The sequence below is a fragment of the Trabulsiella odontotermitis genome, from assembly GCF_030053895.1.
Taxonomy (GTDB): Bacteria; Pseudomonadota; Gammaproteobacteria; order Enterobacterales; family Enterobacteriaceae; genus Trabulsiella; species Trabulsiella odontotermitis_C.
In genome coordinates this window covers 1,160,274-1,185,929 of record NZ_CP125781.1, presented here as the reverse complement: position 1 = coordinate 1,185,929, position 25,656 = coordinate 1,160,274, and the positions used below count along the sequence as shown (strand labels likewise).

Genomic DNA, 25,656 nt, shown 5'->3' with positions numbered 1-25,656 from the left:
GTCGTCGCTACCTGCCCTTTCACGCCGACATTAGCGCGGTTGACGAGATTTTAAAAGGGGAGCGACACGTGGGTGTCGAGCGCCGCACGGCGGCGTTTTTCTGCGCTGAGCTGCTCGAGTTTATTGCGGTCGACGCACACCAGCGCGTGGGTCGGACACGCCGCCATGCAGGCAGGGCCGTCGACGCGATGAAAGCAGAGATCGCACTTGTTAGCTTCGGCTTTTTCCGCCCGCACTTTCAGCCCCGCGCCGCTGTTGCGGATCACCGGGCGCACCACCACTTCCATCGCGCCATACGGGCAGGCCACCACGCAGGTTTTGCAACCGATGCAACGTTCCTGCATCACATGCACAAAGCCCTGATCGCGGCTGATGGCGCCGTTCGGGCAGACGTTGGCGCAGGGCGCGTCTTCGCACTGGCGACAGGCGGTAGCCGTGGAGACGTTCACGCCTTTAATCACATGAATACGTGGCAGGAAGGTTTGTGGCGTCAGCGCCGCGCAGTCCTGATTTTCCTGATGGGAAACCACGCAGGCCACTTCACAGGTGCGGCAGCCAATACATCTGCTCGCATCAGCGATGATGAAACGGTTCATCCAGTTCTCCAGCATTAACAGTTAACGTCGGAAGAATGCATAAATCACGCCATCTTTTAATTGATTGATTTATTGAGAAATTACAATACAGGAACGCTGTCATCGACACTTGTGACGATGACAGCTGACGACATCAGGCGTGCGGCCCGTGTGTGACAGAATCGCGCGAAATCAGCTCGCCGGTAAAGCGTTGTTGTAATTTAAACTCACCGCCGTTGAGCATAAAAATCACCCGGTCAATTGTCTCTTTGATCATCTCCGTGACAGGAATTCTGACGCTCGCCAGCGACGGGATCATATACGGCGCTAACGCGATGTCATCGAACCCGATCACCGACACCTGCTGCGGTATCTGCACGCCGTGATGATGCAACTGCTTGAGGACGCCGACCGCCATGTCATCGTTGCTGGCGACAATCGCGCTGAACGTTTCCTGCCGCGCCAGCAGTGTATCTACCGCTTCCGTACCGCTGGCGGGCGTCCATTTACCCGACACGATCAACGACTCGCGCAGCGGGATGTTGTGCCGGGACAGCGCCTCTTTGTAACCCGAAAGACGTTCCACACCGGTCGGCGAATCGAGCGAACCCGTCACGAAGGCAATGTCGCGGTGGCCCAGCGCAATCAGCTGTTCGACCGCCGCCTGGCTGGTGGCTTTGTGATCGCAGAACACGCTGTGGCTGCTGTTATGCCGCAGGCGGCGATTCAGCACCACAATCGGCCGCGAGTGACTCTCGACGATCTCATCCATCTCTTCGACGCTGAGAAAACGGGGGTAAATCACGATCGCGTCGCAGCGCATATCAAGCAGATACTGGATCGCCTCGCGCTCTTCTTCGGCGCTGTGCTTACCGTCCGCCAGAATCAGCTGACGCCCCTGATCTTCTGTCATCCGCGCGGCATGAAACAGCAGCTCACTGAAATAAACGCCGTGATAAAGCGTGTTGGTGACCACCAGACCCAGCGTCTGGGTTTTTTGCGTCGCCAGATTGCGCGCCAGCAGATTCGGCCGATAACCGCTCTCTTCGATGGCGTGAAAAACGCGATCTTTGGTCTCCTGGCTGACATAGCCATTCCCCGATAGCACCCGGGAAACCGTGGCCTTCGAGACCCCGGCACGCTTTGCCACTTCCAGCATCGTTGCCATGTTGCGTATCCATTTGAAATTAATCTTCGCAGTGTACTTCAGCCGTTGTGCTTTTTCAGCACCCCGCTGCAATTGACGATCTGAATCACAAAACGAAAAAATGATTTGGATGATATCTTGCTTCACATTATGAAACTCATCATGATTTTGTGGAACCGGTTTCCTACGTGATATTCGTACCCCTAAAACAGGATGACAATCCGATGTCCAAAAATTATCCGGCTCTGGCCCGCGCCGTCATCGATGCTCTCGGTGGCGTCGATAATATTACCGCAGTCACCCACTGCATGACCCGGCTGCGCTTCGTGGTGAAAGATAACGACCGCGTCGACAGTGCAACGCTGAAAAGCCTCAATGGCGTGCTGGGTGTGGTGCGCAGCGACAATCAATGCCAGGTGATTATCGGCAACACCGTCTCCCAGGCTTATCAGGAAGTGGTCGCCCTGTTGCCGGGAGATCTCAAACCCGCAGAGCCGACGGAAAAACCGAAGCTGACGCTCCGCCGCATCGGCGCCGGGATCCTCGACGCGCTGATCGGCACCATGTCGCCGCTGATCCCGGCCATTATCGGCGGCTCTATGATCAAACTGCTGGCGATGGTGCTGGAAATGTCCGGCGCGCTGCCAAAAGCGTCGCCCACGCTGACCATTCTGACGGTCATCGGCGATGGCGCGTTCTTCTTCCTGCCGCTGATGGTGGCGGCTTCAGCCGCACTAAAATTCAAAACCAACATGTCGCTGGCGATTGCCATTGCTGGTGTGCTGGTGCATCCGGCGTTTATCGACCTGATGGCGAAAGCCGCCCAGGGCGAGCAGGTGCAGTTCGCGTTGATTCCGGTCACCGCGGTGAAATACACCTATACGGTTATCCCGGCACTGGTGATGACCTGGTGCCTGTCGTACATCGAACGCTGGGTCGACAAAATCACCCCGGCAGTGACCAAAAACTTCCTCAAGCCGATGCTGATTGTGCTGATCGCGGCGCCGCTGGCTATCCTGTTAATTGGGCCGATTGGCATCTGGATCGGTAGCGCGATTTCTGCACTGGTGTACACCATTCACGGCTACCTCGGCTGGCTGTCGGTCGCCATTATGGGCGCTCTGTGGCCGCTGCTGGTGATGACCGGGATGCACCGCGTGTTTACTCCGACCATTATTCAGACCATCGCCGAAACCGGCAAAGAGGGCATGGTTATGCCGTCGGAAATCGGCGCGAACCTGTCGCTCGGCGGCTCTTCACTGGCGGTGGCATGGAAAACCAAAAACCCGGAACTGCGCCAGACGGCGCTGGCCGCTGCGGCGTCCGCCATTCTGGCGGGGATTTCTGAACCGGCGCTGTACGGGGTGGCGGTTCGCCTGAAACGCCCACTTATCGCCAGCCTGATCAGCGGTTTTGTCTGCGGCGCGGTCGCCGGTGTCGCCGGGCTTGCCAGCCATTCGATGGCAGCACCGGGCCTGTTCACCAGTGTCCAGTTCTTTGACCCGGCCAACCCGGTTTCCATCGTCTGGGTGTTTGGCGTGATGGCGCTGGCGGTCGTACTGTCCTTTGTCCTGACGCTGCTGCTTGGCTTTGAGGATATCCCGGTTGAAGAGGACGCAGCGAAAGCCCGGGCGCTGCATGCCGCCGATACCAACGCGGCAAAAGCCTGAATTAACACAGTAAAGAGGTAACGGATGTCGAGTTTTCCGCAAGGGTTTTTATGGGGCGGCGCACTGGCCGCCAACCAGTCTGAAGGCGCGTATCAGGAAGGCGGCAAGGGATTAACCACCGTCGATATGATCCCACACGGCGCAGGCAGAATGCCGGTCAAGCTGGGTCTGGAAAAGCGTTTTCAGTTGCGTGACGACGAATTTTACCCAAGCCACGTGGCGATCGATTTTTATCATCGCTACAAAGAGGATATCGCGCTGATGGCGGAGATGGGGTTCAGCGTATTTCGCACCTCCATCGCCTGGAGCCGCCTGTACCCGAACGGTGACGAGCCGTTTCCCTGCGAAGCGGGGATCGCCTTTTACCGTTCGGTGTTTGAAGAGTGCAAAAAGTACAACATCGAACCACTGGTGACGCTGTGCCATTTTGACGTGCCGATGCATCTGGTGACGGAATATGGCTCCTGGCGCAACCGCAAGATGATCGACTTCTTTACCCGCTATGCGCGCACCTGTTTTGAAGCCTTTGACGGTCTGGTGAAATACTGGCTGACCTTCAACGAGATCAACATCATGCTGCACAGCCCCTTCTCCGGTGCCGGACTGGTGTTTGAAGCAGGTGAAAATCAGGATCAGGTGAAGTATCAGGCGGCGCATCATGAGCTGGTGGCGAGCGCGCTGGCGACGAAAATCGCCCACGAGATCAACCCGGACAACCAGGTCGGCTGCATGCTGGCAGGCGGCAATTTTTACCCTTACTCCTGCAAACCGGAAGATGTCTGGACAGCGCTGGAGAAGGATCGCGAAAACCTGTTCTTTATTGATGTGCAGGCGCGCGGCGCTTATCCAGCCTATTCCGCGCGGGTGTTTCGTGAAAAAGGGGTAGTGATTGTTAAAGATCCGGGCGACGACGAGGTACTGAAAAACACCGTCGATTTCGTCTCCTTCAGCTATTACGCCTCACGCTGCGCGTCGGCGGAGATGAACACCAACAACACCAGCGCGGCGAACGTTGTTAAGTCGCTGAAAAACCCTTATCTCGAGGCCAGCGACTGGGGCTGGGGTATTGATCCGCTGGGGCTGCGTATCACCATGAACATGATGTACGACCGCTACCAGAAGCCGCTGTTTCTGGTGGAGAACGGGCTTGGCGCGCGCGATGAACCGGATGCTAGTGGCGAGATCAACGACGACTACCGCATCGATTACCTGCGCGAGCACATCAAAGCGATGCGCGACGCCATTGACGACGGGATCCCGCTGATAGGTTACACCACCTGGGGCTGCATTGATCTGGTGGCCGCCTCGACCGGAGAAATGAGCAAGCGTTACGGTTTTGTCTATGTTGATCGCGATGACGAAGGCAACGGCACGCTGGCGCGTACGCGCAAGAAATCGTTCTGGTGGTATAAGAAAGTGATTGCCAGTAACGGGGCAGATTTAGCGTAGTTTGTTTTGCCCGGTGGCGCTTCGCTTACCAGGCCTACAAAACCGTAGGCCGGTGCAAGCGAAGCGCCGCCCGGCACAGCTCAGAGCGGAAGAAATCCGCCGTTCCCTTCCCACCCTGCCAGACGCGAATAAACAGTTTCCACCGCCGCCTTGATGTTCGGTGTCATCGGATAATAAAACCCGACAATATCCGGCTGAATGCCGACAAAAATCACCTCTCCAACGTCTTCTTTCAGTTGATCCACCAGGTAGTTCAACGGCATGTTGTGCGTGGTCATCAGGAACATTTCCGCGATATCGTCCGGGTCAACGATGCGAATTTCGCCAGGATCGAGCCCCATGTCGGTGGCATCGACAATCATCAGGCGCTGTGGCTGGAGTTCGCGAATCGCCGCCACTTCTCGTTCTGGCGCGCTTCCCCCGTCGAAAACAATCCATTCACCTTGTGGCGCAGCGGCACACATTTCCGCCAGCAACGGACCGGCACCGTCGTCACCCATCATGCTATTGCCGACACACAGTAATACGCTGGTCACCTTCATCTCCCACCTGTATCTGTCTTAATTGAAGAAACACCTACTGATATCAACGAAATCTCAGCGCCGGATATCTTATATTGCACGCTGCACATGAATAATGATCTTAAATAGTATTGCTGAATCATTGCTACTATCAGACGATATCTCCCGAACAGGCTGAACAGATGAATGATGTAAAGAAGCTGTCAGGCAAGAAAATAAGAACCATTCCCATCTCGAATGAAGAGTGGAATAACCATCTGATAGCAATGATTAATTCCGGCGTCGAACCGGAACTGCTGGAATTCTTTCATCAGTTAAAAGACGAACGAGACGAATATCGTATTCTGGTGGATATCACTAACTCGGTGCTCGCGCACCTCGACCGGGACGGAATGGTCGGCGCCATCTCGGAAGATATTCACCGCTACTTCGCCATTCCTTCAGTTGCCATCGCTTTTCTTGATGGCGGTAATACGGGCCATTTCCCGGTTACCCACTGCCTGTGGAATGAAAACCAGGGCTATTATTGCGAGCAGAAAAACTATTCGCTGGCAGAGAGCGATATTCAAAACCGGCTCCAGCATCCGCAGGCGGTTGCCCTGAGCGCAGAAACCACTGAACCGCTGTTGCACGATCTTTATTGTGCTGGCATGCAGGTCGCGCTGTTATTACCGCTGACCTTTAATTCCCACTCGCCGGGGATCCTGATCCTTGCCCATACCGATATCAGCGCATTTACCCCCGCCGTCTGTTCCCTGTTAGGGCAAATTGCCTCGCGGATCAGCATTGGCGTGGATAATTCCAACGCCTGGGATGAAATAACCCGACTTAAGGATACGTTAAAACAGGAAAATACCTGGCTTAACGAACAAATCCAGAATGCCGAAAGCCTGAACGACATTATTTTTCAAAGCACGGCGATGAAAAATTTACTCCGCCAGGTGGAAATCGTCGCCACCAGCGACAGCACGGTTTTACTACTGGGAGAAACGGGTACCGGCAAGGAGCTTATCGCCCGCGCAATCCATAAGCTCAGCCCACGTTCTGCCGGGCCGCTGGTGAAAATAAACTGTGCGGCTATTCCGGCAAGTCTGCTGGAAAGCGATCTGTTCGGTCATGAGAAAGGGGCATTCACCGGCGCCACCAGCACCCATATCGGACGTTTTGAAATGGCGAAAGGCGGGACGCTGTTTCTCGACGAGATTGGCGATATGCCGCTTGAGCTTCAGCCCAAACTGCTGCGGGTTCTCCAGGAGCGTGAAATTGAACGCGTGGGCGGTCACCAGGTGATCCCGGTGGACGTGCGCGTGGTAGCGGCCACCAACCGCAATCTGAAGCAGATGGTCGACGAGAAAACCTTCCGCAGCGATCTCTTTTACCGCCTGAACGTCTTCCCGGTGGAAGTGCCGCCGCTACGCGATCGCCCGGAGGATATTCCGCCGCTGGTGACCAGCTTTACCCGCAAGCTGGCGGCGCGCATGAATAAAACCATCGATACCGTGCCTGCCGCCGGGATCCAGGCGTTGTGTCGCTACCCGTGGCCAGGTAACGCGCGGGAACTGCAGAACGTGATTGAACGCGCGGTGATCCTCACCGAAGGCAGCACGCTGAACCTGCAACTCAACGAGCTGAAAATCCCCCCGGCAACGGCTCCGGTCGCCCCTGTTCACATCACCACGCGCAAACTGCCCGCTATGTTCGACCCGCAAACGCCGGAAAACGACGACGACGAGCGGGCGCGTATTCTGCAGGCGCTGCGTGAAACCAACGGTATTGTCGCCGGACCGAGAGGAGCAGCCAACAAGCTTGGGCTGAAACGCACCACGTTATTGTCGAGAATGCAGCGGCTGGGAATTAATACGCGGGAGCTGTAACCGCTCCCGCATCAGATGCGCGTCAGTGACGCTTCGCAATGAGGTAGATAGCCGGCTCGCGCTCAATCTCTGCCAGCAGTTCAATCAGACGCAGGCTCCAGCTTTTGAAAGGCTCGGCGCCGGTTTTGCTCAGCGCATCAACGGTATAAGCCAGCAGCGAGGTGTGCGTCGCGTCGATGGTGATTTCGCCGAACTTCAGCAATCCGCTCAGCTTGCGCCGTCCTTCCCCTTCCGGTAGCAGCGTCAGCCAGTCGTTGTACCCTTCCAGCGGACACTGCAGCTCCGTTTTCAGGCAGTCAATCATGCCGACGTGGTGACCAATCGCCAGCGAGTAGTACATCACCTGCTGGCTCTCAGCGGGAACATCATCGTCACTGTCGACAAACTTCTGCCGCAGCGACCAGAAGGTGACTTTTCCTGATTCGCTCATGCCACCACCTGCCCGGCAACAATGCCCGTCAGCCGCTGCACAATTTCCGCCAGCCGGGGATCATTCTCCTGCTTAAGCCAGGCTTCCACGCCCGCGGTCTCCTGGTGTTGCAGGAGTTCGAGGAAGCGGTGGCTGATCATTTTCCCCTGTCGGTAACCCGCCATCCGCCGCGCTTCGCGTTCAACCGAGACGCGCAGGCTCAACGGAATCTCAGGCAGGATCAGCGCCGGTTTTTCGTCTTCGCCCTGAACGTGCTCAACCCCTTTGAGTTTTTGCTCCAGCAGCCCCAGCGCCACAGCAAAGCCGTGGATAGTGGCTGCGGGCGTTGGCGGACAGCCGGGGATCCACACATCCACCGGTACAATGGTGTCGCTGCCGCCCCAGACGCAGTAGAGATCATGAAAAATCCCGCCGCCAACGCCGCAGGCCCCGTAAGAGATACAGATTTTCGGGTCCGGTGCCGACTCGTACGCCCGCAGCGCAGGCATGCGCATGGCGCGGGTGACGGCGCCGGTAAACAGCAGAATATCGGCATGGCGCGGTGAGGCCACGACCTTGATACCAAAGCGCTCGGCATCAAAGACCGGGGTGATGGCGGAAAAGATCTCGATCTCACAGCCATTACAGCCGCCGCAGTCCACTCGGTAAACATAAGCAGAACGCTTAATATCTTTCAGTAGCGTTTGCTTCATCCGCGCGACATCGTCGGTCAGCGTAATCGGCTGGCTGACGTGATGATTAAATTCACTCATGGCGCTCCTCCGCGACGGTAAAACTGATGGGCTGCCGGTCATGGCTGGCGAGAGTCTGCTTGCGTTTGCACGCCGGACAGGTACTGAATTGCGTACTCATGCCCGCCAGCGCCTCGTCACTGACCCCGGAATGGCGCAGCAGCTCCACGGCATACTGCACCGATTTTTCCGGCGTAAAGGGCTGATGACACGCCACACAGTGTTCCAGACGAAACACCGCTTTCACGTACAGATCAGCTTTGTTAGTCACCGCCAGCTCGAAATCCTCCGACAGCCGAATGGCGCTCGTCGGGCACACTTCTTCGCAACGGCCGCAGAAAATACAGCGGCCGATAAACAACTGCCAGATGCGCTCGTTGCTTTCCGGATGGGTTTCCATGGTCAGCGCATTGGCCGGGCACGCCATCGTACAGGCGGCACAGGCGATGCACTGCTGCGGATCCAGCTCCGGTTTGCCACGGAAGCCCGGACACACCTCCAGCGGTTTGAACGGGTATTTCACCGTCGGTTCACCCGCTTTCAGGATGGTTTTAAACAGTTTCAGCATCGTTCAATCCTTACTTAAGCGGCGACTGTGTACGCTCAATGCCATAACGTTCAATCTCTTTGTATGGCACCGTGGTGGACTTGCGTTTACGCACATCCACTAAGGTCACGCGATCGGTACAGGAGTAGCACGGATCGAGGCTCCCGATAATCAGCGGCGCATCGGAAACCGTGTTGCCGCGCAGCATGTAGCGCAGCACCGGCCAGTTGGCGTAGGTCGCCGCACGGCAGCGCCAGCGAAAGAGCTTCTGGTTATCGCCGAGCATGCTCCAGTGGACGTCTTCGCCGCGTGGCGCTTCGACATACCCCAGTGCGAATTTGTGCGGCTGATAGGTAAAGCCCTCGGTCAGCAACGGCCCTTCCCCCATGGTTTCCAGCGCGTATTCGATCATCGCCAGTGAATCGAAGGTCTCTTTTACGCGAACCATGACGCGGGAAAACACATCGCCGCCGTCGAAAGAGAACAGCGTTTTCGGCAGGTTGCCGTAATCAGCATACGGGTGGTCGAAGCGCATATCGCGTTTGAAACCACTGCCGCGGATCAACGGGCCAACCGGACTGTAATCGCGCGCCACTTTGCGGTCGAGGATCCCGACGCCCTGGGTACGCTGTCCGATGTTCGGCGTCGCCAGCAGCATTTCAACCAGATCGCTGACCTCGGCCCGCATCTCGCGCACCAGTTGCAGGGTTTTAATCCGTTGCTCTTTCAGAATGTCGCGGCGAATACCGCCAATCAGGTTGAGGCCATAGGTTTTGCGCGAACCGGTGAGCAACTCCGCCATGGTCATCGACTTCTCACGCACGCGGAAGAACTGCATAAAACCGGTGTCGAAGCCGACGAAATGGCTGGAAAGCCCGATATTCAGCAGGTGGCTGTGCAGGCGTTCGACCTCCAGCAGCACCGAGCGAATGGTGTGTGCCCGCTGCGGTACCACGATGCCTAACGCATTTTCGACCGATGTGGCGTACGCCACGCTGTGAGCGAAGCCACAGATACCGCACACGCGGTCAGAGAGGAAGGTGACTTCGTTATAGCCCATTCGCGTTTCGGCGAGTTTTTCCATGCCGCGATGCACGTAGAACAGACGGTAATCGGCATCAACAATCTGCTCGCCATCGACAAACAACCGGAAGTGGCCTGGCTCATCAGAGGTGATATGCATCGGGCCCACGGGGACGACGCGCGAACGTTTGTCGCCATCGTTGATGAACGGATAGGTTTCGGTCTCCGTGGTGGGCGCCGGGCGCTGGCGATAGTCCATGGTGTCTTTACGCAGCGGGTGCATATCGTCCGGCCAGTCATCCGGCAGCACCAGTCGGCGCTCATCCGGCAGACCAATTGGCTTCAGGCCGAACATGTCACGAATTTCGCGCTCGCCCCACACCGCCGCCGGAACGCGGGGCGTGACAGACGGGAACTCGAGAGAGTGATCCACCAGCGCCTTCACCACTACCCAGCACTTCTCCCCTTCTTCCATCGACAGCGCATAGTAAACGGCGAAATGGCCATTGAGCGTACGCTCGTCGTTGCCGAACAGCACCGGCAGCCAGCCGCCGCACTGATAGTAGAGAAATTCGACAATCTCCGGCATCACGTTCATTTTGACGGTGATGGTGAGCTGGTCGTTAGTCTGACGTTCTTCCTCAAGAATAGCGCCGGGGAATTTCTCCCGCACCGCCGCCACATAGCCCATACCACGGAGATCGCCCTGTGCAAGACCGTTCATATATTGTTGATAACTCACTTCATTTCTCCAGCACACTCGCGGGTGCAATCACTGTGATTCGAGGATGTGGCACGACTCGCCGCCCAGGGCCACTGAAACGTCTGCTGCGGGGAGGCTTTCATCACCACCGAGGCCGCGTTTTCCAGCATGTGGCTGACCGGCTGCGGAATATGCGTGCCCATCAGCAGCATCAGCGCCAGCAGGATCGCCATCGGCAGCGTGGTCAGCAGACCAAGCTCACCGCGGCTGGTGGCCTCAGGCGCCGCGCCAAACAGCAGGCAGGCCACCATCCGCACCAGACCACCAAGCACCACCGTTAACAGCAACAGCAGGACGATGGTCAGCCCCAGATGCCCGGCCGCGAGCCCTGCGGTCACGGTCATAAATTCACTGAGGAAAATGTTGAAGGGCGGCATACCGGCGAGGGCCAGTGCACCGCCTGCCAGCAGCACCGCGCTGAATGGCATCAATTTGAGCATGCCGCGCACCACGCCCAGATCACGCGTGCCATACTTGAGCAGTACGTTACCGGAACCGCAGAACAGCAGTGTTTTCGCGAGGCTGTGGTTGAGAGTGTGCAGCAGCGCCGCCAGCACGCCCAGCGGGCCGCCAATCCCCAGCGCCACGGCGATAAGCCCCATGTTCTCCACACTGGAATAGGCCAGCAGGCGTTTAACGTCGTGCTGTACCAGAATGAAGAACGCCGCCACCGCCACTGACAGCAGGCCGAAGATCAGCAGTAATGTGCTGGGGAACTGCGGGCCGATGGCCTGGCTAATGATGATGTAGAAGCGAATGATCACCAGCAGCGCGCAGTTGAGTAGCACCGCCGACAACAACGCACTGGTAGGGCTTGGCGCTTCACTGTGCGCGTCCGGCAGCCAGGCATGCATCGGGAACAGCCCGGTTTTGGTACCAAAGCCAATCAGCACGAACACAAACGCCAGGTGCATCAGCGTGGGGTCAAGTTGCCCGGCATATTTCAGCACTTCGGTCCAGAAAATGGCATTGCCCGGATCCGGCATAAAGCTTGCCGCGTTGGCGTACACCAGGATAGTACCGAACAGGCCAAACGCCACGCCGACGGTACAGATGATGATGTACTTCCACGCCGCTTCCAGCGAAGAGCGCTGACCGTAAATGCCCACCAGAAACGCCGAACTGAGCGTGGTGGCTTCAATCGCCGCCCACATCACAATCAGGTTATTACTGGTGACCACCAGCATCATGGTGAACAGGAACAGATGGAAGAAACCGTAGTAGTTGCACAGCGTGGCGACGGAAATTTCCCCTTCGTCTACCTCATGACGCATATACCCCATCGAATACAGCCCGGTCAGGAAACCGATGAGTCCGAGAATGGCGAGAAACAGCGCGCTCAGGCTGTCCACGTGCAGCCACAGGTTGTCGGAGAAAATCTCCCCCTGCAGCCAGACCGCGCGAACGGCATAGAACGTGACGCCCAGCAGCGCGAGAATGCCGAGGCCGTGCAGCAGCGTCACCGCTGTGCGGGCCGCCGCGCCAAGCGGTCTGCAGACAAATGCCAGCAGCGAAAACAGCAGCGGCGTGGCAATGAGTAAAGTGAAAATAGCATTATGACTCATGGTGTTATCCCTTCAGCGCCGTCAGTTTGTTGACATCCAGCGTGCCGAGCGTGCGCCAGATTTTCCTCACCAGCAGCACCATGACAATCACCGCGAAGATAGCGTCGGTGGCAATCCCTATCTCTACCAGTTCCGGCGCTTTGTACGCCAGCAGGGCGAGAACCAGATGCGAACCGTTTTCCATCAGGCAGTAGCCAAACACCTGTTTGAGGATGTTGCGTTGAGTGACGATACACAGCAGCCCCAGCAGGAAGTGACCCAGAGCCACCGCCAGCGCAGGCTTCAGCTCGTGCAACAGCGGCAGCGCTACCGGATGCACCACAAACCAGCACAGCACCACAATCACTGCCGCCGCGACCATTAACATCGCCGGGCTTATCAGGCTCACATCCGCTGCCGGATCGGCGAGCTTACGCAGGGCATAGCCCATAATCAGCGGCACCAGCACCACTTTGGTGAGGAAGGCGCTGAACGACCACATCAGCAGTTGTTCGGAATCCAGCGTTCTGGAAAGTGTGAAGAAAATCAGCACCAGCACCAGCGATTGCAGGGCGTAGAACCAGCAGGAGCTACGCGGATGCCTGGCACCAATCACCAGCAGCGATGTCACCATCATCAGCCCGGCGAGATTATTAACAATTAAGGTTCCGGTCATCATCGACTCCCTTAGTTAAGCCAGAGGGCAGCAATCACGCTTGAGCACAGCGACATCACTACCAGCACGACCAATACCACACGCATTGCCAGCGGCAGCGGCGACATCTGCGCCACTTCCGGGCTCGGCTCCCCGGGCACAACGCGACCAAACCAGTAAATCAGCCAGCCGAAGCTCGCCACCGACTCAATCAGCACCAGCACCATGACCGGGATGAGCGCCCAGTCGTGGGTGGAGAGTGAAAAGCCAGCGGCAAAAATCGGGAATTTACTGAAGAAACCGTTAAACGGCGGCACACCGGCAATCGCCAGCGCGGCGACGCAAAAACCGATGCCGAGCAGCGGCGATTTGCTCATCACACCCCGCAACTTCGGCAGCAAACGCGTGCCGCAGCTGTAGCTGAATGCCCCGGCAACCAGGAAGAACAGGCTCTTGGCAAACGCGTGGTTGAAGATGTAGGCAATCCCACCGTCAAACGCCTCTTTCGAGCCCAGCACCGCCAACGACAATGCGAGGAAGATATACGCGAGTTGGGTGATGGTGGACCACGCCAGCAGGCGCTTCATGTCTTTCTGCGGCAGGTACATCATGAAGCCGTAGATCAGCGTGATAGTGGCCATCACAATCCCGACCCAGCCAATCACGTGCGGCACGTTACCGCCGTCGATAATGGCGCGGGCAAAAATATACACCCCGACTTTCACCATTGACGCGGCATGCAGGTAAGCACTCACTGGCGTAGGGGCTTCCATCGCATCCGGCAGCCAGGCCTGCAACGGCAGTTGCGCCGATTTCCCCCACGCAGCGAACAGGATCCCGCCGTAGACGATATAACTGGCGCTACCTGAAAGCTGGCTCAGCGCGCTCAGTTCAAAGGTACCGGTGTTGAGGAACAGCGTGGCGGCAGCCAGATACAACCCCAGCGACGCAACGTGAGTAATCAGCAGCGCTTTCATTGCCGAACGCTGGGATTTTGGCGTCTGGTAGTAGCCAATCAGCGCCCAGGAACAGCCACCGGTAATTTCGAAGAACAGCAGTTGCCCGAGCAGCGTTGAAGAGAGCACCAGCCCCGCCATCGCGCCGATGAAGATAAGCAGAAACGCGTAGTAACGATTCCCGCCGTCATGCGGGTGTTCACGGTTGCCGGTCGTCAGATAGCCGGTAGAGTACAGGCTCACCAGCAAGCCGAGGAACACCACCGCGAAAACAATCAGCGTGCTTATCCGGTCAAGAGTGAAGCCAAAAAGCGCCACACCGTGATAGCTCACCAGCGTCCAGGTCTGTGCCACCTTTCCGCCTGCCAGAAACTGCCAGCCAAGCGCCACCGTGCCAAGGGTTGCCAGCAGCGCAAACAAAGTACAGACGATGCGCGCCCGGCGCTGCGGCAGGCAGGCCGTCAGCAGTGCGCCGATAAACGGCAGCAGCAGGGTCGTCAGCGCTATTTTTTCCATCATTAGCGGCGCTCCTTACAGACCGGTAAAGTAAAAGACGAAGGCCAGCACCGCGATGCCAAAGCCCAGCCAGGTCACGCGATGGGTCAGCAGGAAGCGTCCGCGTGCGAGCGAGTTCTCAACGATGGAGGCCAGCACAAAGACCACCACCAGCTTGATAATCATCACCACCAGTGCCAGCAGCAGCGCCGATGCAGTGAGACTCGCCGCCTTGCCAAACGGAATGAACACTGCGAGAAACATCTCGGCGACCACTACCTGCTTGAGGCCAATCCCCCACTTCACCAGCGCAAAGTCGGCACCGGAATATTCGGTGAGCGGCCCTTCCTGCAGTTCCTGTTCCGCTTCCGCCACGTCAAAGGGGATTTTGCCCATCTCGATGAACGCAGCGAAACCGCAGGCCAGGAAAGCCATAAAGATAGCCAGCGGCGAGGACCAGCCCGCTGACAGCACCGCACTGATGGTGCCAATGTTGGTGGAACCAACAATCAGCGCCACCACCAGCAGGCCGAGGATCAGAATCGGCTCAACCAGAATGCCGAGAGTCAGCTCACGGCTGGCGCCAATCCCGGCGAAGGTACTGCTGCTGTCGAGCCCCGAGAGCGAAAAGAAGAAACGGAACAGGGCGAACAGATACAGCAGAGTGATCAGATCTCCCGCCCCGCCGAACGGCGACGTGCGAGTAAAGACCGGCAGCGCCATCGCTACCAGCAGCATGCTGCTGAGCAATACCCATGGCATTACGCGGAACATGGCGCCGGACTGTTTCGGCCCTACCGGCTGACGCTTCATCAGCTTGCCGAGATCCCGATAGTCCTGAAAAATGCCCGGGCCACGGCGCGATTGCATCCGCGCGCGGATCTGGCGGGAAATACCGGTCATCAGCGGCGTCAGCGCCAGCAGTACCGCCGCCTGACAGAGCGCAAACAGCCCCATTCCCCATTCTGGCGTTTGTTGGATTAACATCTCATTCTCCTCACAGGGCCACAGCCAGTAACAGAACGACCAGCGCTACCACCACATACAGGCAGTAGAGGCGGAAATCCCCGCTCTGCATCCGCTGGATGCCGGCCCCCATCCGCTGAACCAGACGTACCAGCGGCCAGATAATACGGTCGTCCCAGAACGGCTCGACCGCCGCGGCCCCTTCGGTGACTTTCGTCAGGCTGCGATTCAACGCCGCCGACGGATCAAGCTGCTTACGCATGCGATACAGCGGTGCGAACATCACCCGCAGTGGCTGGGTAAAGCTGCCAGCGGAAGCCGACATCGCCTCTTCCCAGGCATAACCGCAAGCCCACGGCTCCCCACGACGACGAAATGCGCCGCGATCGCCGCGCAGCGCCCACCACACCGCAAGCGGTAGCACTGGCAACGCAATCAGCAGCAGGAAAGAGACCGCCGGAGAGAGCATCGCCTGCGCACTGTCGCCCGGCTGTAGCAGCATATTGTTCGCTACGGTCACATCGGCGCCGTGCGTCAGCGAGGTCGCCACCTGCGCCAGCACCGGAGCGACAACGGAAGCGCCCACACCGAGTGCAACGCACAGCAGCGCCATCACGATCATTGCCGCCGTCATCGGCCATGGCACCTCGCGCGCATGCTCTGCCTGCTCACTGCGCGCCCCGCCACAGAAGCTGATGCCGTAGACCTTAACGAAGCACATCGCCGCCAGCGCGCCGGTGATCGCCAGCATGACGATCGCCACCGGCCCCGCCAGACGCATGGCGAAATCGCCGTCGTGACTCATGGTGAAAAGCGACTGATAGGTAAACCACTCGCTGACGAAACCGTTCAGCGGCGGCAGTGCAGAAATGGACATACAGCCAATGAGAAAAGCAGCGCCGGTGAGCGGCATCAGCTTCGCCAGACCGCCCATTTTTTCCATATCACGGGTGTGAACGCGGAAGATCACCGCCCCGGCGCCAAGGAACAAAAGCCCTTTGAATAGCGCATGGTTCAGCAGGTGGAACAGCGCGCCGAGCAGACCGATGACCGCCAGCAGCGGATGATGGCTGGCAATGCCGACCATCCCCACCCCGACGCCCATCAGGATGATGCCGATGTTCTCGACCGTGTGCCACGCCAGCAGGCGTTTGATATCGTGCTCAGCAAGCGCGTACAGCACGCCCAGCACGGAGGAAACCGCGCCAAAGGCCAGCACCAGGATGCCCCACCAGCTCTGGCTCGCGCCGAGCAAATCAACACCCACTTTGATGATGCCGAAGATCCCCACCTTCACCATCACCCCGGACATTAATGCAGAAGCATGGGAAGGTGCCGCCGGGTGCGCCTTCGGCAGCCAGCTGTGCAATGGCAGCATACCGGCTTTGGCGCCGAACCCGAGGAAGGCAAGAATAAAGACCACGGAAGCCATCACCGGGGTCAGGCTCAGGTGACGAAACGACTCAAACTCGAGGCTGCCGCTTTCGCGCCACATCAGGAAGAAGGCCACCATAATGAGCACTGAACCGGCGTGAGCGATGAAGAAGTAGAGCAGACCGGCTTTGATTGACTCTTCGCTCTGGTCGGCGATCACCAGGAACCACGATGCCAGCGACATCATTTCGAACAGAATGATGAACCAGAAGCCATTGTCCATCACCATCAGGCCAACCATTGAGGCGATGAACAGATTCATGAAGAAGCCCATCGACGCCGCGCCTTTGCCCAGATACTCCTCCATATAGGAGAGTGAATAGAGCGCGCAGAGGGTTACCAGCAGTGAAATCACTGTCACCATAAAGGCCGCAAGGCTGTCCATGCGCACGCTAAAGGGGGCAAACGAGAACGGCCCCGTGGCGCTCCAGGTCAGCACTTCTCCGCCGAGCAACACCGGTAGCGCGCTGCAAAGCCCAAGGATACCCCCGGCGATGGCGCACAACCCGGCGACGCGGATAGCGCCCCGCTCGTTATTCTGCAGCAGCAGCGAAATCACCCCACCGATGACATACAGCACCACAGACCACATTAGTAATTGCAGTGAATCCATCAGCTTTGCTCCCCTGTGAGGTAATCCATGCCCGGCAACGCATCCGGCATCGACAGCGCCGTGAGCGCCCTGCGCTGTTGTATTTGCGCGTTCACCGACTCAGGTTCGATAAGATGCAGTGCGTGCGTTGGGCAGGAGCGAATGCAGGCGGGTCCTTCCGGCAGGAAGTGGCACAGGTCGCACTTCACCGCGACGGTGCGGATACCGGCGTTCCAGCTCAGGAAAGGGTTCATCCCCTCCGGGCTTGCCGGCACATCACCGAGCAGCCCGGCGGGTACGACGTGTTCATACTGCGCGGGCACATCCACCGGCGAACTGCCTGCCGGCGTAATCGCGCCAAAGGGGCAGACCAGGCCGCACAGCTTGCAACCGATGCACAGGCTTTCGTTAAGCAGAACGCCGCCGTCCTCGAAGGCGATGGCGTTCACCGGACACACCTGTTTGCAGGGCGCGTCCTCGCAATGACGACAGAGCACAGGCGCAGTGCTGCTTTCGGTTCGCGTCATCGCAAGCCTGGGGTGTTGCTGTAACCCCTGCGCTTTATGGACATCAGTGCAGGCTGCGAGGCAGGTATTGCATCCGATGCACCACTGAGGATCCGCAATCACAAAGCGGTTCATGTATATTCCTCTGAAGCTGAAGAAAATGATCTCGCTTGATTAGCAAATCTCATGCCAGTTAAACATTCATATTAAAATCAATAAGATAAACAAAATAAGACATCAGTATGGCCTGTCATCGACAGTGTGACGACGTTTCTGACGATCGCCGTTTTTAGCCGATCCCCGGCCACCGTCATTCGTGGCGACAGATCGTCATAAGTGTCATTTTTACCGTGTCGCTTGTGCTATTCGTTTCAAAAATCAAAGGGATAAAAGCTGGTCTGTATTTTGCATTTCTGCGACAAATTGCAGACGGAGGCACTATGCACGAAATTACGCTTTGCCAGCGGGCGATAGAAATCGTCGAACAGCAGGCCGCGGCAAATGGCGCGAAACGCGTAACCGGGGTCTGGCTCAAAATTGGGGCTTTTTCTTGCGTAGAAAGCAGCTCACTTCGCTTCTGTTTTGATCTGGTATGTCGCGGCACGCTTGCGGAAGGCTGTAAACTGCATATTGAAGAGCAGCAGGCCGAGTGCTGGTGCGAACGCTGTCAGCAATACGTTCATCTGCTGTCACAACATGTTCGCCGCTGCCCGCAGTGTCAGAGTGACGCGCTGCAGATCGTGGCGGATGACGGGATGCAGATCCAGCGAATTGAAATTGATCAGGAGTAAGCTATGTGTACCACTTGCGGTTGCGGAGAAGGCAACCTCTATATTGAAGGTGACGAACACAATCCTCATTCGGCGTTTCGTGGCGCCCCGTTCGCCCCTGCTGCGCGCCCTGCGCTAAGCATCACCGGGATCAAAACGCAGGATTTCGCCCCCACACAATCTGAGCACGGCGACCTGCATTACGGTCATGGCGAAGCAGGCACCCATGCGCCGGGCATGAGCCAGCGCCGGATGCTGGAAGTGGAAATCGACGTGCTGGATAAAAACAACCAGCTCGCCGCCCGCAACCGCGCGCGCTTTGCCGCGCATCAACAACTGGTGCTGAATCTGGTTTCCAGCCCCGGCTCCGGTAAAACCACCCTGCTGACCGAAACCCTGCAACGGCTGAACGGCCGTGTGCCCTGTGCGGTCATTGAAGGCGATCAGCAAACCGTTAACGATGCCGCGCGCATCCGCGCTACCGGCACGCCTGCCATTCAGGTGAATACCGGTAAAGGCTGCCATCTGGATGCGCAGATGATTGCCGATGCCGCGCCGCGTCTGCCGCTCGACGATGGCGGCATTCTGTTTATTGAAAACGTCGGCAACCTCGTCTGCCCGGCGGGGTTTGATCTCGGCGAACGTCATAAAGTGGCGGTGCTGTCGGTCACCGAAGGCGAAGACAAGCCGCTGAAATATCCGCATATGTTCGCTGCCGCCTCGCTGATGCTGCTCAACAAAGTCGACTTACTACCGTACCTCAATTTCGACGTGGAAAAATGCATGGCGTATGCGCGGGAAGTGAACCCGGACATTGAAATCATCCTTATCTCCGCCACCAGCGGCGAAGGCATGGAACACTGGCTAAACTGGCTGGAGGCACAGCGATGTGCATAGGCATTCCCGGTCAGATTTGCGCCATTGACGGCAGCATGGCGAAAGTGGACGTCAATGGCATTCGCCGCGATGTCGATCTCACTCTGGTCGGTCACGTTGATGACACCGGCGCGTCGCGCCTCGGTCAGTGGGTGCTGGTGCATGTCGGTTTTGCCATGAGCGTGATTAATGAAACGGAAGCCCGCGACACGCTGGCGGCGCTGCAAAACATGTACGAGGTGGAGCCGGATGTCGGTGCCCTGCTGTACGGTGAGGAGAGATAATGCGCTTTGTGGATGAATACCGTGCGCCCGAACAGGTGATGAAACTTATCGCTCACCTCAGCGCGCGCGCCGGACTTCTCGATTACACCGCCGCGCGACCGCTGCGCATCATGGAAGTGTGTGGCGGGCATACGCACGCCATCTTTAAATTTGGCCTCGACCAGTTGTTGCCGGAAAACATCGAATTCATCCACGGCCCGGGCTGCCCGGTGTGCGTGCTACCGATGGGGCGCATTGATACCTGTACCGAGATCGCCAGCCACCCGGAAGTGATTTTCTGCACCTTTGGCGACGCGATGCGCGTACCTGGCAAAAACGGCTCGCTGATGCAGGCAAAAGCGCGTGGTGCGGATATTCGCATCGTCTATTCGCCGATGGATGCGCTGAAACTGGCGCAGCAAAACCCGCAACGCAAAGTGGTGTTCTTCGGCCTCGGGTTTGAAACCACCATGCCCACCACCGCCATTACCCTGCAACAGGCGCGCGAGCAGAATGTCGACAACTTCTTCTTTTTCTGCCAGCACATCACTTTAATTCCGACCCTGCGCAGTTTGCTGGAGCAACCGGATAACGGCATCGACGCGTTCCTTGCGCCGGGGCATGTCAGCATGGTGATTGGCACTGACGCCTACGGGTTTATCGCCAGCCAGTATCACCGGCCATTAGTGGTCGCCGGGTTTGAGCCGATGGATCTGCTGCAGGGCGTCTGCATGCTGGTCGAGCAGAAAATCGCCGCGAAAAGCGAGGTGGAAAACCAGTACCGTCGCGTGGTGCCGGACAGCGGCAACCCGCTGGCGCAGGCCGCCATCGCCGAGGTGTTTACCGTCAGAGGCGACAGCGAATGGCGCGGGCTGGGGTTGATTAACGACTCCGGCGTCCGCTTAACCGACGACTACCAGCGTTTTGATGCCGAAGCGTATTTCCGGCCAGCGCCGCAGAAAGTGTATGACGATCCGCGCGCCCGCTGCGGCGAGGTGCTGACGGGCCGTTGCAAACCGCATCAGTGCCCGTTATTTGGCAATACCTGTAACCCACAGAGTGCGTTTGGCGCGCTGATGGTCTCTTCCGAAGGCGCATGCGCCGCATGGTATCAATATCGAAGTCAGGAATGTGAAGCATGAAAAGCGTCCAGATAGCGCACGGCAGCGGCGGCCAGGCGATGCAGCAGTTAATCAACGATCTGTTTATGCAGGCGTTTAATAATCCGTGGCTGGCGGAGCAGGAAGATCAGGCGCGGCTTGATCTGGCGCAGTTCACCGCCCAGGGCGATCGGCTGGCGTTTTCCACCGACAGCTATGTTATCGATCCACTGTTTTTCCCTGGCGGCAACATCGGCAAGCTGGCGGTTTGCGGAACCGCCAATGACGTCGCCGTCAGTGGCGCCATCCCCCGTTTCCTCTCCTGCGGATTTATTCTCGAAGAAGGGCTGGAAATGGCGACGCTGGAAGCGGTGGTTAACAGTATGGCGCAGACAGCAAAAGCGGCGGACATCGCCATCGTCACCGGCGACACCAAAGTGGTACAGCGCGGCGCGGCGGACAAGCTGTTTATCAATACTGCCGGGCTGGGCGCCATTCCGGCGGATATTCACTGGGGCGCGCAGACGCTAACGCCTGGCGACGTGTTGCTGGTCAGCGGCACGCTCGGCGATCACGGCGCTACCATCCTTAACCTACGTGAACAGCTGGGGCTTGACGGCGAGCTGGTAAGCGACTGCGCGGTACTGACGCCGCTGATCCAGTCGCTGCGCGGCATTACTGGTGTGAAAGCCCTGCGTGATGCCACCCGTGGCGGCGTGAACGCGGTGGTGCATGAATTTGCCGCCGCCAGCGGCTGCGGTATCGAACTCAACGAACAGCAGTTGCCGGTCAATGCCGCGGTGCGCGGCGTCTGCGAACTGCTCGGTCTGGAAGCCCTCAACTTCGCTAACGAGGGCAAACTGGTGATCGCGGTCGCCCGTGATGCCGCCGACAGCGTGCTGGCACAGCTACGTTCACACCCGCTCGGCCAGCATGCCGCTATGATTGGTGAAGTGGTGGAACGCCGCGGCGTTCGCCTGACGGGCCTGTACGGCGTGAAGCGTACGCTGGATTTACCGCATGCGGAGCCGTTACCCAGAATCTGTTAATGCTTTTATTCAAAAAACCGATATTAATCATTAAGTCACAATAAAATTCGTCGGTTTCCCGCGTCATTTTTTGGATGAGTGCAATGTCATATACCCCCATGGGGGATCTCGGGCAGCAGGGGCTGTTCGATATCACCCGCACGTTACTACAGCAGCCGGATCTTGCCGCGCTCAGCGAGGCGCTGTTGCGGCTGGTAAAGCAGTCCGCGCTGGCGGATCGGGCGGCAATTGTGCTCTGGCATCCTGGCAATCACCGGGCCAGCTACTACGCCACGCCGGTCGCGGGAAAACCCATCACCTACGAAGATGAAACGGTACTGGCGCACGGGCCAGTGCGCCGTCTGCTGTCGCGACCGGATGCGCTGCATTGCAACTATCAGGAATTCCGCGACGCCTGGCCCCAACTGGCGGCAGAGCCGCTCTATCCGGCATTCGGCCGTTACTGCCTGTTGCCGCTGGCAGCGGAAGGCCATATCTTTGGCGGCTGCGAATTTATTCGCAATGATGACAGGCCGTGGACTGAGCAGGAGTATCAGCGCCTGCATGTGTTTACCCAGCTCGTTGCTGTCGTCACCGAGCAGATCCAGAGCCGGGTCACCAACAACGTCGATTACGAAATGCTGTGCCATGAGCGCGATAACTTCCGCATTCTGGTGGCGATCACCAACGCCGTGCTGTCGCGTCTCGACATGGATGAACTGGTCAGCGAAGTGGCGAAGGAGATCCACCACTATTTCCGTATCGATGCCATCAGCGTGGTGCTGCGCAGCAACCGCAAAGGCAAGCTCAACATCTACTCCACCCATTACCTCGACGACCATCACCCTGTCCACAACCAGAGTGAAACCGACGAAGCGGGAACGCTGACAGAGCGAGTATTTAAAAGCAAAGAGATGCTTCTGCTCAACCTGCACGAGCGCGACCCGTTTGCGCCCTACGAGCGGATGCTGTTTGAGATCTGGGATAACAAAATCCAGACGCTGTGCCTGCTACCGCTGATGTCCGGCGAGACCATGCTGGGCGTGCTGAAGCTGGCGCAGTGTGATGAAAAAGTATTTACCACCACCAACCTGAAGCTGCTGCGCCAGATTGCCGAACGCATCTCCATCGCCGTGGATAACGCGCTTGCGTATCAGGAAATTCATCGCCTGAAAGAGCGACTGGTAAATGAAAACCTGGCGCTCACGGAACAGCTCAATAGTGTCGAAAGCGAATCCGGCGAGATCATCGGCCGCAGCGACGCCATGTACAGCGTGCTCAAGCAGGTCGAAATGGTGGCGCAAAGCGACAGCACCGTGCTGATCCTCGGCGAAACCGGCACCGGCAAGGAGCTGATTGCCCGCGCTATCCACAATCTCAGCAGTCGCAACAGCCGCCGGATGGTGAAAATGAACTGCGCCGCAATGCCTGCCGGGCTGCTGGAAAGCGATCTGTTCGGCCATGAGCGCGGTGCCTTTACCGGCGCCAGCGCGCAACGCATCGGGCGGTTTGAACTGGCGGATAAAAGCTCGTTGTTTCTGGATGAAGTGGGCGACATGCCGCTGGAGTTGCAGCCAAAATTGTTACGGGTATTGCAGGAACAGGAGTTTGAGCGTCTCGGCAGCAACAAGCTGATTCAGACCGACGTCAGGCTGATTGCCGCCACCAACCGCAACCTGAAGCAGATGGTGACCGACCGGGAGTTTCGCAGCGATCTTTACTATCGTCTGAACGTGTTTCCGATCCACCTGCCGCCATTGCGCGAGCGTCCGGAAGATATTCCCTTGCTGGTCAAAGCCTTCACCACTAAAATTTCCCGCCGCATGGGGCGCAACATCGACAGCATTCCGGCAGAAACGCTGCGCGCGCTCAGTCGTATGGAGTGGCCGGGAAATGTGCGCGAGCTGGAGAACGTGGTCGAGCGCGCTGTGCTGTTGACGCACGGCAACGTGCTGCAACTGTCACTACCGGAACTGACCACAGAGATACCGGACATGCCGCTGACCGCCACGGAACAGGCACGGGATGGCGAAGACGAATATCAGCTGATTGTTCGGGTGCTGAAAGCGTCGAACGGCGTGGTCGCCGGGCCACGAGGCGCCGCGCAAAAGCTGGGGCTGAAACGCACCACCCTGCTCTCACGGATGAAACGGCTTGGCATAGATAAAGACGCGCTGGCGTAGGCGCGTGGATTACTTTTTCGGACGATATTTTTCAGGTAGTTCCGGCACCGGGCGGCGATCGTCAATCAGATGGCGAATGGTCAGGATCGGATGGCGCCATAGCATGCGCGGCCCCGCCCAGCGCATAATCTGCTTCATCTCTTCCCGTTTTGCCGGTTGATAGCAATGCACCGGGCACTGCTTACAGGCCGGTTTTTCGTCACCAAAGACGCACTTATCAAGGCGTTTATCCGCATACGCGTTCAGTGCCAGATAATGCCCGGGCTCTGCAGAAGCCTCAGGACACTTCTGTTCATAGAGCGCAATCATCCTGCGAATCGTCAGCTTCTCACGATCAAGACGTTCACTCACTGTGGTGTCCTCTGCAAAACATAAGTTGCATCAATAATACCCCTTTGCGTTTTTGCGCACCAGTCGAGAAAGATTCTGAGAGTCTAAACCTGGACTGTCTTTTTCTTGAACAAATAATAACCAGAAATTATTATCCTCCTACTTTCCGACAGCACCCGATAGATATCGCGTAAGGAATCCCTTTTCTCTCTTTTATATATTGACGGTTTGTTATGAATTTTAAAAAATTGATCCCTGTAATGGTTGTTATTACAACATCCATGCTGGCAGGTAATGCCTGCGCTTTTAATTTACCAGCCGAATTAGCATCTATGGATGAATACGCTCCATCGATGTATACACTGCCTTCGCCGAAGGGAAATATTAAAAGCAAAATTCTGTCCCAATATGCGAAATGGAAAGGGACGCAATATCGCTGGGGCGGTCAGTCGCGCAGCGGAATTGATTGCTCCGCCCTGATGCAGAAAATTTTTCGCGGCTCGCTGCAGATGGAACTGCCACGCACCACCGGCGAGCAGATCAAAGGCGGTTACCGCATCACGCAGCACGAGCTGAAACCGGGCGATCTGGTATTTTTTAAAACCTCGCCGGAAGACCGCCACGTGGGCGTATACATCGGTCACGATAAATTTATCCACGCGTCAAAAAGCCAGGGTGTGACGGTGTCAGAACTGTCTGACAGCTACTGGCAAGACCATTATGAAACCGCACGACGTATTACTGAAAATGTTTAATTCCTGATTCACCCTCTTTTCTTTTTTTAAGAGGGTGAAATTCTGGAAAGCGCCTCGCATTTATTCTCCTGAAATATTCTTTATTTTGTTCGACGTTATATGATGCCCCGGCAATAATTCTGAAAATAACCGGAGAGAATATGCATAATATGAACGTCCCCCCCACCAGCCCTGTTGCGAACCCCCTCCGCCAGTTAACCGTCAGCTACGTCCGCAAACGCCATATCGATCTCGACAGCGGGCGCGCCACCCGGTTGTCATGCAGCCCAAGCCTGGTACTGAGCGGCAAATGGCTGGAAGCTGCCGGGTTTTCTACCGGCACGTCGGTCAGCGTGGCCGTGGAATCCGGCATGCTGGTCATCCGCTCGCTGTCGCAAAAAGAGAATCGTTAATCAAAGTTGATGTGGGGAGACTTTTTAATGCCCCCCACCATTTTTTCATGCGACAATACCAGTCATTACGCGTAGGTGAAC

Annotated in this window: 25 protein-coding genes; 11 read left to right on the top strand and 14 right to left on the bottom strand. The window is 57.5% G+C overall.

The features are described 5' to 3' along the window. Window positions 1–50: 50 nt before the first annotated feature. The gene (gene hydN / locus QMG90_RS05735) at window positions 51–596 is read right to left on the bottom strand and encodes an electron transport protein HydN (protein ID WP_283282970.1); all 546 of its coding nucleotides are present in this window, start codon (window positions 594–596) and stop codon (window positions 51–53) included. A gap of 133 nt (window positions 597–729) precedes the next feature. Further along, window positions 730–1,743: a LacI family DNA-binding transcriptional regulator gene (locus tag QMG90_RS05730; protein ID WP_283282969.1), complete on the bottom strand. Its 1,014-nt coding sequence runs from the start codon at window positions 1,741–1,743 to the stop codon at window positions 730–732. A 203-nt stretch (window positions 1,744–1,946) separates the two neighbouring features. Here QMG90_RS05730 and ascF point away from each other — a divergent pair, with 203 nt between their 5' ends. After that, window positions 1,947–3,392, top strand: a complete 1,446-nt coding sequence (gene ascF / locus QMG90_RS05725) for a PTS cellobiose/arbutin/salicin transporter subunit IIBC (RefSeq protein WP_283282968.1) — start codon at window positions 1,947–1,949, stop codon at window positions 3,390–3,392. A 24-nt stretch (window positions 3,393–3,416) separates the two neighbouring features. Further along, a complete protein-coding gene (locus tag QMG90_RS05720) occupies window positions 3,417–4,841 on the top strand; it encodes a 6-phospho-beta-glucosidase (protein WP_283282967.1) in 1,425 nt (474 codons plus the stop codon). Between the two features lie 80 nt (window positions 4,842–4,921). On the opposite strand, the gene hycI is transcribed toward QMG90_RS05720, so the two are convergent. Continuing rightward, window positions 4,922–5,377 carry a hydrogenase maturation peptidase HycI gene (gene hycI / locus QMG90_RS05715; protein WP_283283895.1) on the bottom strand — a complete coding sequence of 152 codons (456 nt, stop codon included), beginning with the start codon at window positions 5,375–5,377 and terminating at the stop codon, window positions 4,922–4,924. A 167-nt stretch (window positions 5,378–5,544) separates the two neighbouring features. Between hycI and QMG90_RS05710 the strand changes: the two genes are divergently transcribed. Further along, complete coding sequence (locus tag QMG90_RS05710) at window positions 5,545–7,236, top strand: sigma 54-interacting transcriptional regulator (protein WP_283282966.1); 1,692 nt, start codon at window positions 5,545–5,547, stop codon at window positions 7,234–7,236. A gap of 22 nt (window positions 7,237–7,258) precedes the next feature. On the opposite strand, the gene QMG90_RS05705 is transcribed toward QMG90_RS05710, so the two are convergent. The 10 genes from QMG90_RS05705 to QMG90_RS05660 are packed head-to-tail and all read right to left on the bottom strand — an operon-like array spanning window position 7,259 to window position 18,013. Beyond that, entirely contained in the window at window positions 7,259–7,666 is a 408-nt protein-coding gene (locus tag QMG90_RS05705) for a formate hydrogenlyase maturation HycH family protein (RefSeq protein WP_283282965.1), read from the bottom strand. Beyond that, window positions 7,663–8,418 carry an NADH-quinone oxidoreductase subunit B family protein gene (locus tag QMG90_RS05700; RefSeq protein ID WP_283282964.1) on the bottom strand — a complete coding sequence of 252 codons (756 nt, stop codon included), beginning with the start codon at window positions 8,416–8,418 and terminating at the stop codon, window positions 7,663–7,665. The genes QMG90_RS05705 and QMG90_RS05700 overlap by 4 nt, the downstream gene beginning before the upstream one ends. Next, window positions 8,411–8,965, bottom strand: a complete 555-nt coding sequence (hyfH, locus tag QMG90_RS05695; protein ID WP_283282963.1) for a hydrogenase 4 subunit H — start codon at window positions 8,963–8,965, stop codon at window positions 8,411–8,413. The genes QMG90_RS05700 and hyfH overlap by 8 nt, the downstream gene beginning before the upstream one ends. A gap of 10 nt (window positions 8,966–8,975) precedes the next feature. Next, window positions 8,976–10,709: a hydrogenase large subunit gene (locus QMG90_RS05690; RefSeq protein WP_346733136.1), complete on the bottom strand. Its 1,734-nt coding sequence runs from the start codon at window positions 10,707–10,709 to the stop codon at window positions 8,976–8,978. Beyond that, a complete protein-coding gene (locus QMG90_RS05685; RefSeq protein ID WP_283282962.1) occupies window positions 10,706–12,295 on the bottom strand; it encodes a hydrogenase 4 subunit F in 1,590 nt (529 codons plus the stop codon). The genes QMG90_RS05690 and QMG90_RS05685 overlap by 4 nt, the downstream gene beginning before the upstream one ends. A 4-nt stretch (window positions 12,296–12,299) precedes the next feature. Further along, window positions 12,300–12,950, bottom strand: coding sequence for a hydrogenase 4 membrane subunit (gene hyfE, locus QMG90_RS05680; protein ID WP_283283893.1), 651 nt, complete (start codon window positions 12,948–12,950; stop codon window positions 12,300–12,302). Between the two features lie 11 nt (window positions 12,951–12,961). After that, on the bottom strand, window positions 12,962–14,404 hold the full coding sequence (locus tag QMG90_RS05675; RefSeq protein WP_283282961.1) for a hydrogenase 4 subunit D: 1,443 nt from the start codon (window positions 14,402–14,404) through the stop codon (window positions 12,962–12,964). A 12-nt stretch (window positions 14,405–14,416) separates the two neighbouring features. Further along, a complete protein-coding gene (locus QMG90_RS05670) occupies window positions 14,417–15,367 on the bottom strand; it encodes a respiratory chain complex I subunit 1 family protein (RefSeq protein ID WP_283282960.1) in 951 nt (316 codons plus the stop codon). A 10-nt stretch (window positions 15,368–15,377) separates the two neighbouring features. After that, window positions 15,378–17,393, bottom strand: coding sequence for a hydrogenase 4 subunit B (gene hyfB / locus QMG90_RS05665; RefSeq protein ID WP_283282959.1), 2,016 nt, complete (start codon window positions 17,391–17,393; stop codon window positions 15,378–15,380). Continuing rightward, window positions 17,393–18,013 carry a 4Fe-4S dicluster domain-containing protein gene (locus QMG90_RS05660; RefSeq protein WP_283282958.1) on the bottom strand — a complete coding sequence of 207 codons (621 nt, stop codon included), beginning with the start codon at window positions 18,011–18,013 and terminating at the stop codon, window positions 17,393–17,395. Before QMG90_RS05660 ends, hyfB begins: the two co-directional genes overlap by 1 nt. Window positions 18,014–18,318: 305 nt before the next feature. On the opposite strand from QMG90_RS05660, the gene hypA reads away from it, so the two are divergent. From hypA to flhA, 6 genes are all read left to right on the top strand, one after another. Then, entirely contained in the window at window positions 18,319–18,669 is a 351-nt protein-coding gene (gene hypA, locus QMG90_RS05655) for a hydrogenase maturation nickel metallochaperone HypA (RefSeq protein WP_283282957.1), read from the top strand. A 3-nt stretch (window positions 18,670–18,672) separates the two neighbouring features. Then, entirely contained in the window at window positions 18,673–19,545 is an 873-nt protein-coding gene (gene hypB, locus QMG90_RS05650) for a hydrogenase nickel incorporation protein HypB (protein ID WP_283282956.1), read from the top strand. Further along, on the top strand, window positions 19,536–19,808 hold the full coding sequence (locus QMG90_RS05645) for a HypC/HybG/HupF family hydrogenase formation chaperone (RefSeq protein ID WP_038157553.1): 273 nt from the start codon (window positions 19,536–19,538) through the stop codon (window positions 19,806–19,808). Before hypB ends, QMG90_RS05645 begins: the two co-directional genes overlap by 10 nt. Further along, entirely contained in the window at window positions 19,808–20,929 is a 1,122-nt protein-coding gene (gene hypD / locus QMG90_RS05640; RefSeq protein WP_283282955.1) for a hydrogenase formation protein HypD, read from the top strand. Before QMG90_RS05645 ends, hypD begins: the two co-directional genes overlap by 1 nt. Beyond that, on the top strand, window positions 20,926–21,936 hold the full coding sequence (gene hypE, locus QMG90_RS05635) for a hydrogenase expression/formation protein HypE (RefSeq protein WP_283282954.1): 1,011 nt from the start codon (window positions 20,926–20,928) through the stop codon (window positions 21,934–21,936). The genes hypD and hypE overlap by 4 nt, the downstream gene beginning before the upstream one ends. An 83-nt stretch (window positions 21,937–22,019) precedes the next feature. Continuing rightward, on the top strand, window positions 22,020–24,098 hold the full coding sequence (gene flhA, locus QMG90_RS05630) for a formate hydrogenlyase transcriptional activator FlhA (protein ID WP_283282953.1): 2,079 nt from the start codon (window positions 22,020–22,022) through the stop codon (window positions 24,096–24,098). Window positions 24,099–24,107: 9 nt separating this feature from the next. On the opposite strand, the gene QMG90_RS05625 is transcribed toward flhA, so the two are convergent. Continuing rightward, the gene (locus QMG90_RS05625; protein ID WP_283283892.1) at window positions 24,108–24,407 is read right to left on the bottom strand and encodes a nitrous oxide-stimulated promoter family protein; all 300 of its coding nucleotides are present in this window, start codon (window positions 24,405–24,407) and stop codon (window positions 24,108–24,110) included. 254 nt (window positions 24,408–24,661) lie between these two features. Between QMG90_RS05625 and QMG90_RS05620 the strand changes: the two genes are divergently transcribed. Next, the gene (locus QMG90_RS05620; protein ID WP_283282952.1) at window positions 24,662–25,183 is read left to right on the top strand and encodes an NlpC/P60 family protein; all 522 of its coding nucleotides are present in this window, start codon (window positions 24,662–24,664) and stop codon (window positions 25,181–25,183) included. 140 nt (window positions 25,184–25,323) lie between these two features. Beyond that, window positions 25,324–25,575 carry a SymE family type I addiction module toxin gene (locus QMG90_RS05615; protein ID WP_283282951.1) on the top strand — a complete coding sequence of 84 codons (252 nt, stop codon included), beginning with the start codon at window positions 25,324–25,326 and terminating at the stop codon, window positions 25,573–25,575. The last annotated feature ends 81 nt before the right edge of the window (window positions 25,576–25,656 follow it).

What these genes read in the sequence shown, in the direction of transcription:
- QMG90_RS05615 (WP_283282951.1), top strand. Translation starts at nt 25,324, where the DNA reads ATGCATAATATGAACGTCCCCCCCACCAGCCCTGTTGCGAACCCCCTC.
- QMG90_RS05620 (WP_283282952.1), top strand. Translation starts at nt 24,662, where the DNA reads ATGAATTTTAAAAAATTGATCCCTGTAATGGTTGTTATTACAACATCC.
- hypB (WP_283282956.1), top strand. Translation starts at nt 18,673, where the DNA reads ATGTGTACCACTTGCGGTTGCGGAGAAGGCAACCTCTATATTGAAGGT.
- hydN (WP_283282970.1), bottom strand. Translation starts at nt 596, where the DNA reads ATGAACCGTTTCATCATCGCTGATGCGAGCAGATGTATTGGCTGCCGC.
- hyfE (WP_283283893.1), bottom strand. Translation starts at nt 12,950, where the DNA reads ATGACCGGAACCTTAATTGTTAATAATCTCGCCGGGCTGATGATGGTG.
- ascF (WP_283282968.1), top strand. Translation starts at nt 1,947, where the DNA reads ATGTCCAAAAATTATCCGGCTCTGGCCCGCGCCGTCATCGATGCTCTC.
- hypE (WP_283282954.1), top strand. Translation starts at nt 20,926, where the DNA reads ATGAAAAGCGTCCAGATAGCGCACGGCAGCGGCGGCCAGGCGATGCAG.
- QMG90_RS05705 (WP_283282965.1), bottom strand. Translation starts at nt 7,666, where the DNA reads ATGAGCGAATCAGGAAAAGTCACCTTCTGGTCGCTGCGGCAGAAGTTT.
- hyfB (WP_283282959.1), bottom strand. Translation starts at nt 17,393, where the DNA reads ATGGATTCACTGCAATTACTAATGTGGTCTGTGGTGCTGTATGTCATC.
- QMG90_RS05645 (WP_038157553.1), top strand. Translation starts at nt 19,536, where the DNA reads ATGTGCATAGGCATTCCCGGTCAGATTTGCGCCATTGACGGCAGCATG.
- hyfH (WP_283282963.1), bottom strand. Translation starts at nt 8,965, where the DNA reads ATGCTGAAACTGTTTAAAACCATCCTGAAAGCGGGTGAACCGACGGTG.
- QMG90_RS05670 (WP_283282960.1), bottom strand. Translation starts at nt 15,367, where the DNA reads ATGTTAATCCAACAAACGCCAGAATGGGGAATGGGGCTGTTTGCGCTC.
- QMG90_RS05660 (WP_283282958.1), bottom strand. Translation starts at nt 18,013, where the DNA reads ATGAACCGCTTTGTGATTGCGGATCCTCAGTGGTGCATCGGATGCAAT.
- QMG90_RS05675 (WP_283282961.1), bottom strand. Translation starts at nt 14,404, where the DNA reads ATGATGGAAAAAATAGCGCTGACGACCCTGCTGCTGCCGTTTATCGGC.
- QMG90_RS05625 (WP_283283892.1), bottom strand. Translation starts at nt 24,407, where the DNA reads ATGATTGCGCTCTATGAACAGAAGTGTCCTGAGGCTTCTGCAGAGCCC.
- QMG90_RS05685 (WP_283282962.1), bottom strand. Translation starts at nt 12,295, where the DNA reads ATGAGTCATAATGCTATTTTCACTTTACTCATTGCCACGCCGCTGCTG.
- QMG90_RS05720 (WP_283282967.1), top strand. Translation starts at nt 3,417, where the DNA reads ATGTCGAGTTTTCCGCAAGGGTTTTTATGGGGCGGCGCACTGGCCGCC.
- QMG90_RS05730 (WP_283282969.1), bottom strand. Translation starts at nt 1,743, where the DNA reads ATGGCAACGATGCTGGAAGTGGCAAAGCGTGCCGGGGTCTCGAAGGCC.
- flhA (WP_283282953.1), top strand. Translation starts at nt 22,020, where the DNA reads ATGTCATATACCCCCATGGGGGATCTCGGGCAGCAGGGGCTGTTCGAT.
- QMG90_RS05700 (WP_283282964.1), bottom strand. Translation starts at nt 8,418, where the DNA reads ATGAGTGAATTTAATCATCACGTCAGCCAGCCGATTACGCTGACCGAC.
- hypA (WP_283282957.1), top strand. Translation starts at nt 18,319, where the DNA reads ATGCACGAAATTACGCTTTGCCAGCGGGCGATAGAAATCGTCGAACAG.
- QMG90_RS05710 (WP_283282966.1), top strand. Translation starts at nt 5,545, where the DNA reads ATGAATGATGTAAAGAAGCTGTCAGGCAAGAAAATAAGAACCATTCCC.
- hypD (WP_283282955.1), top strand. Translation starts at nt 19,808, where the DNA reads ATGCGCTTTGTGGATGAATACCGTGCGCCCGAACAGGTGATGAAACTT.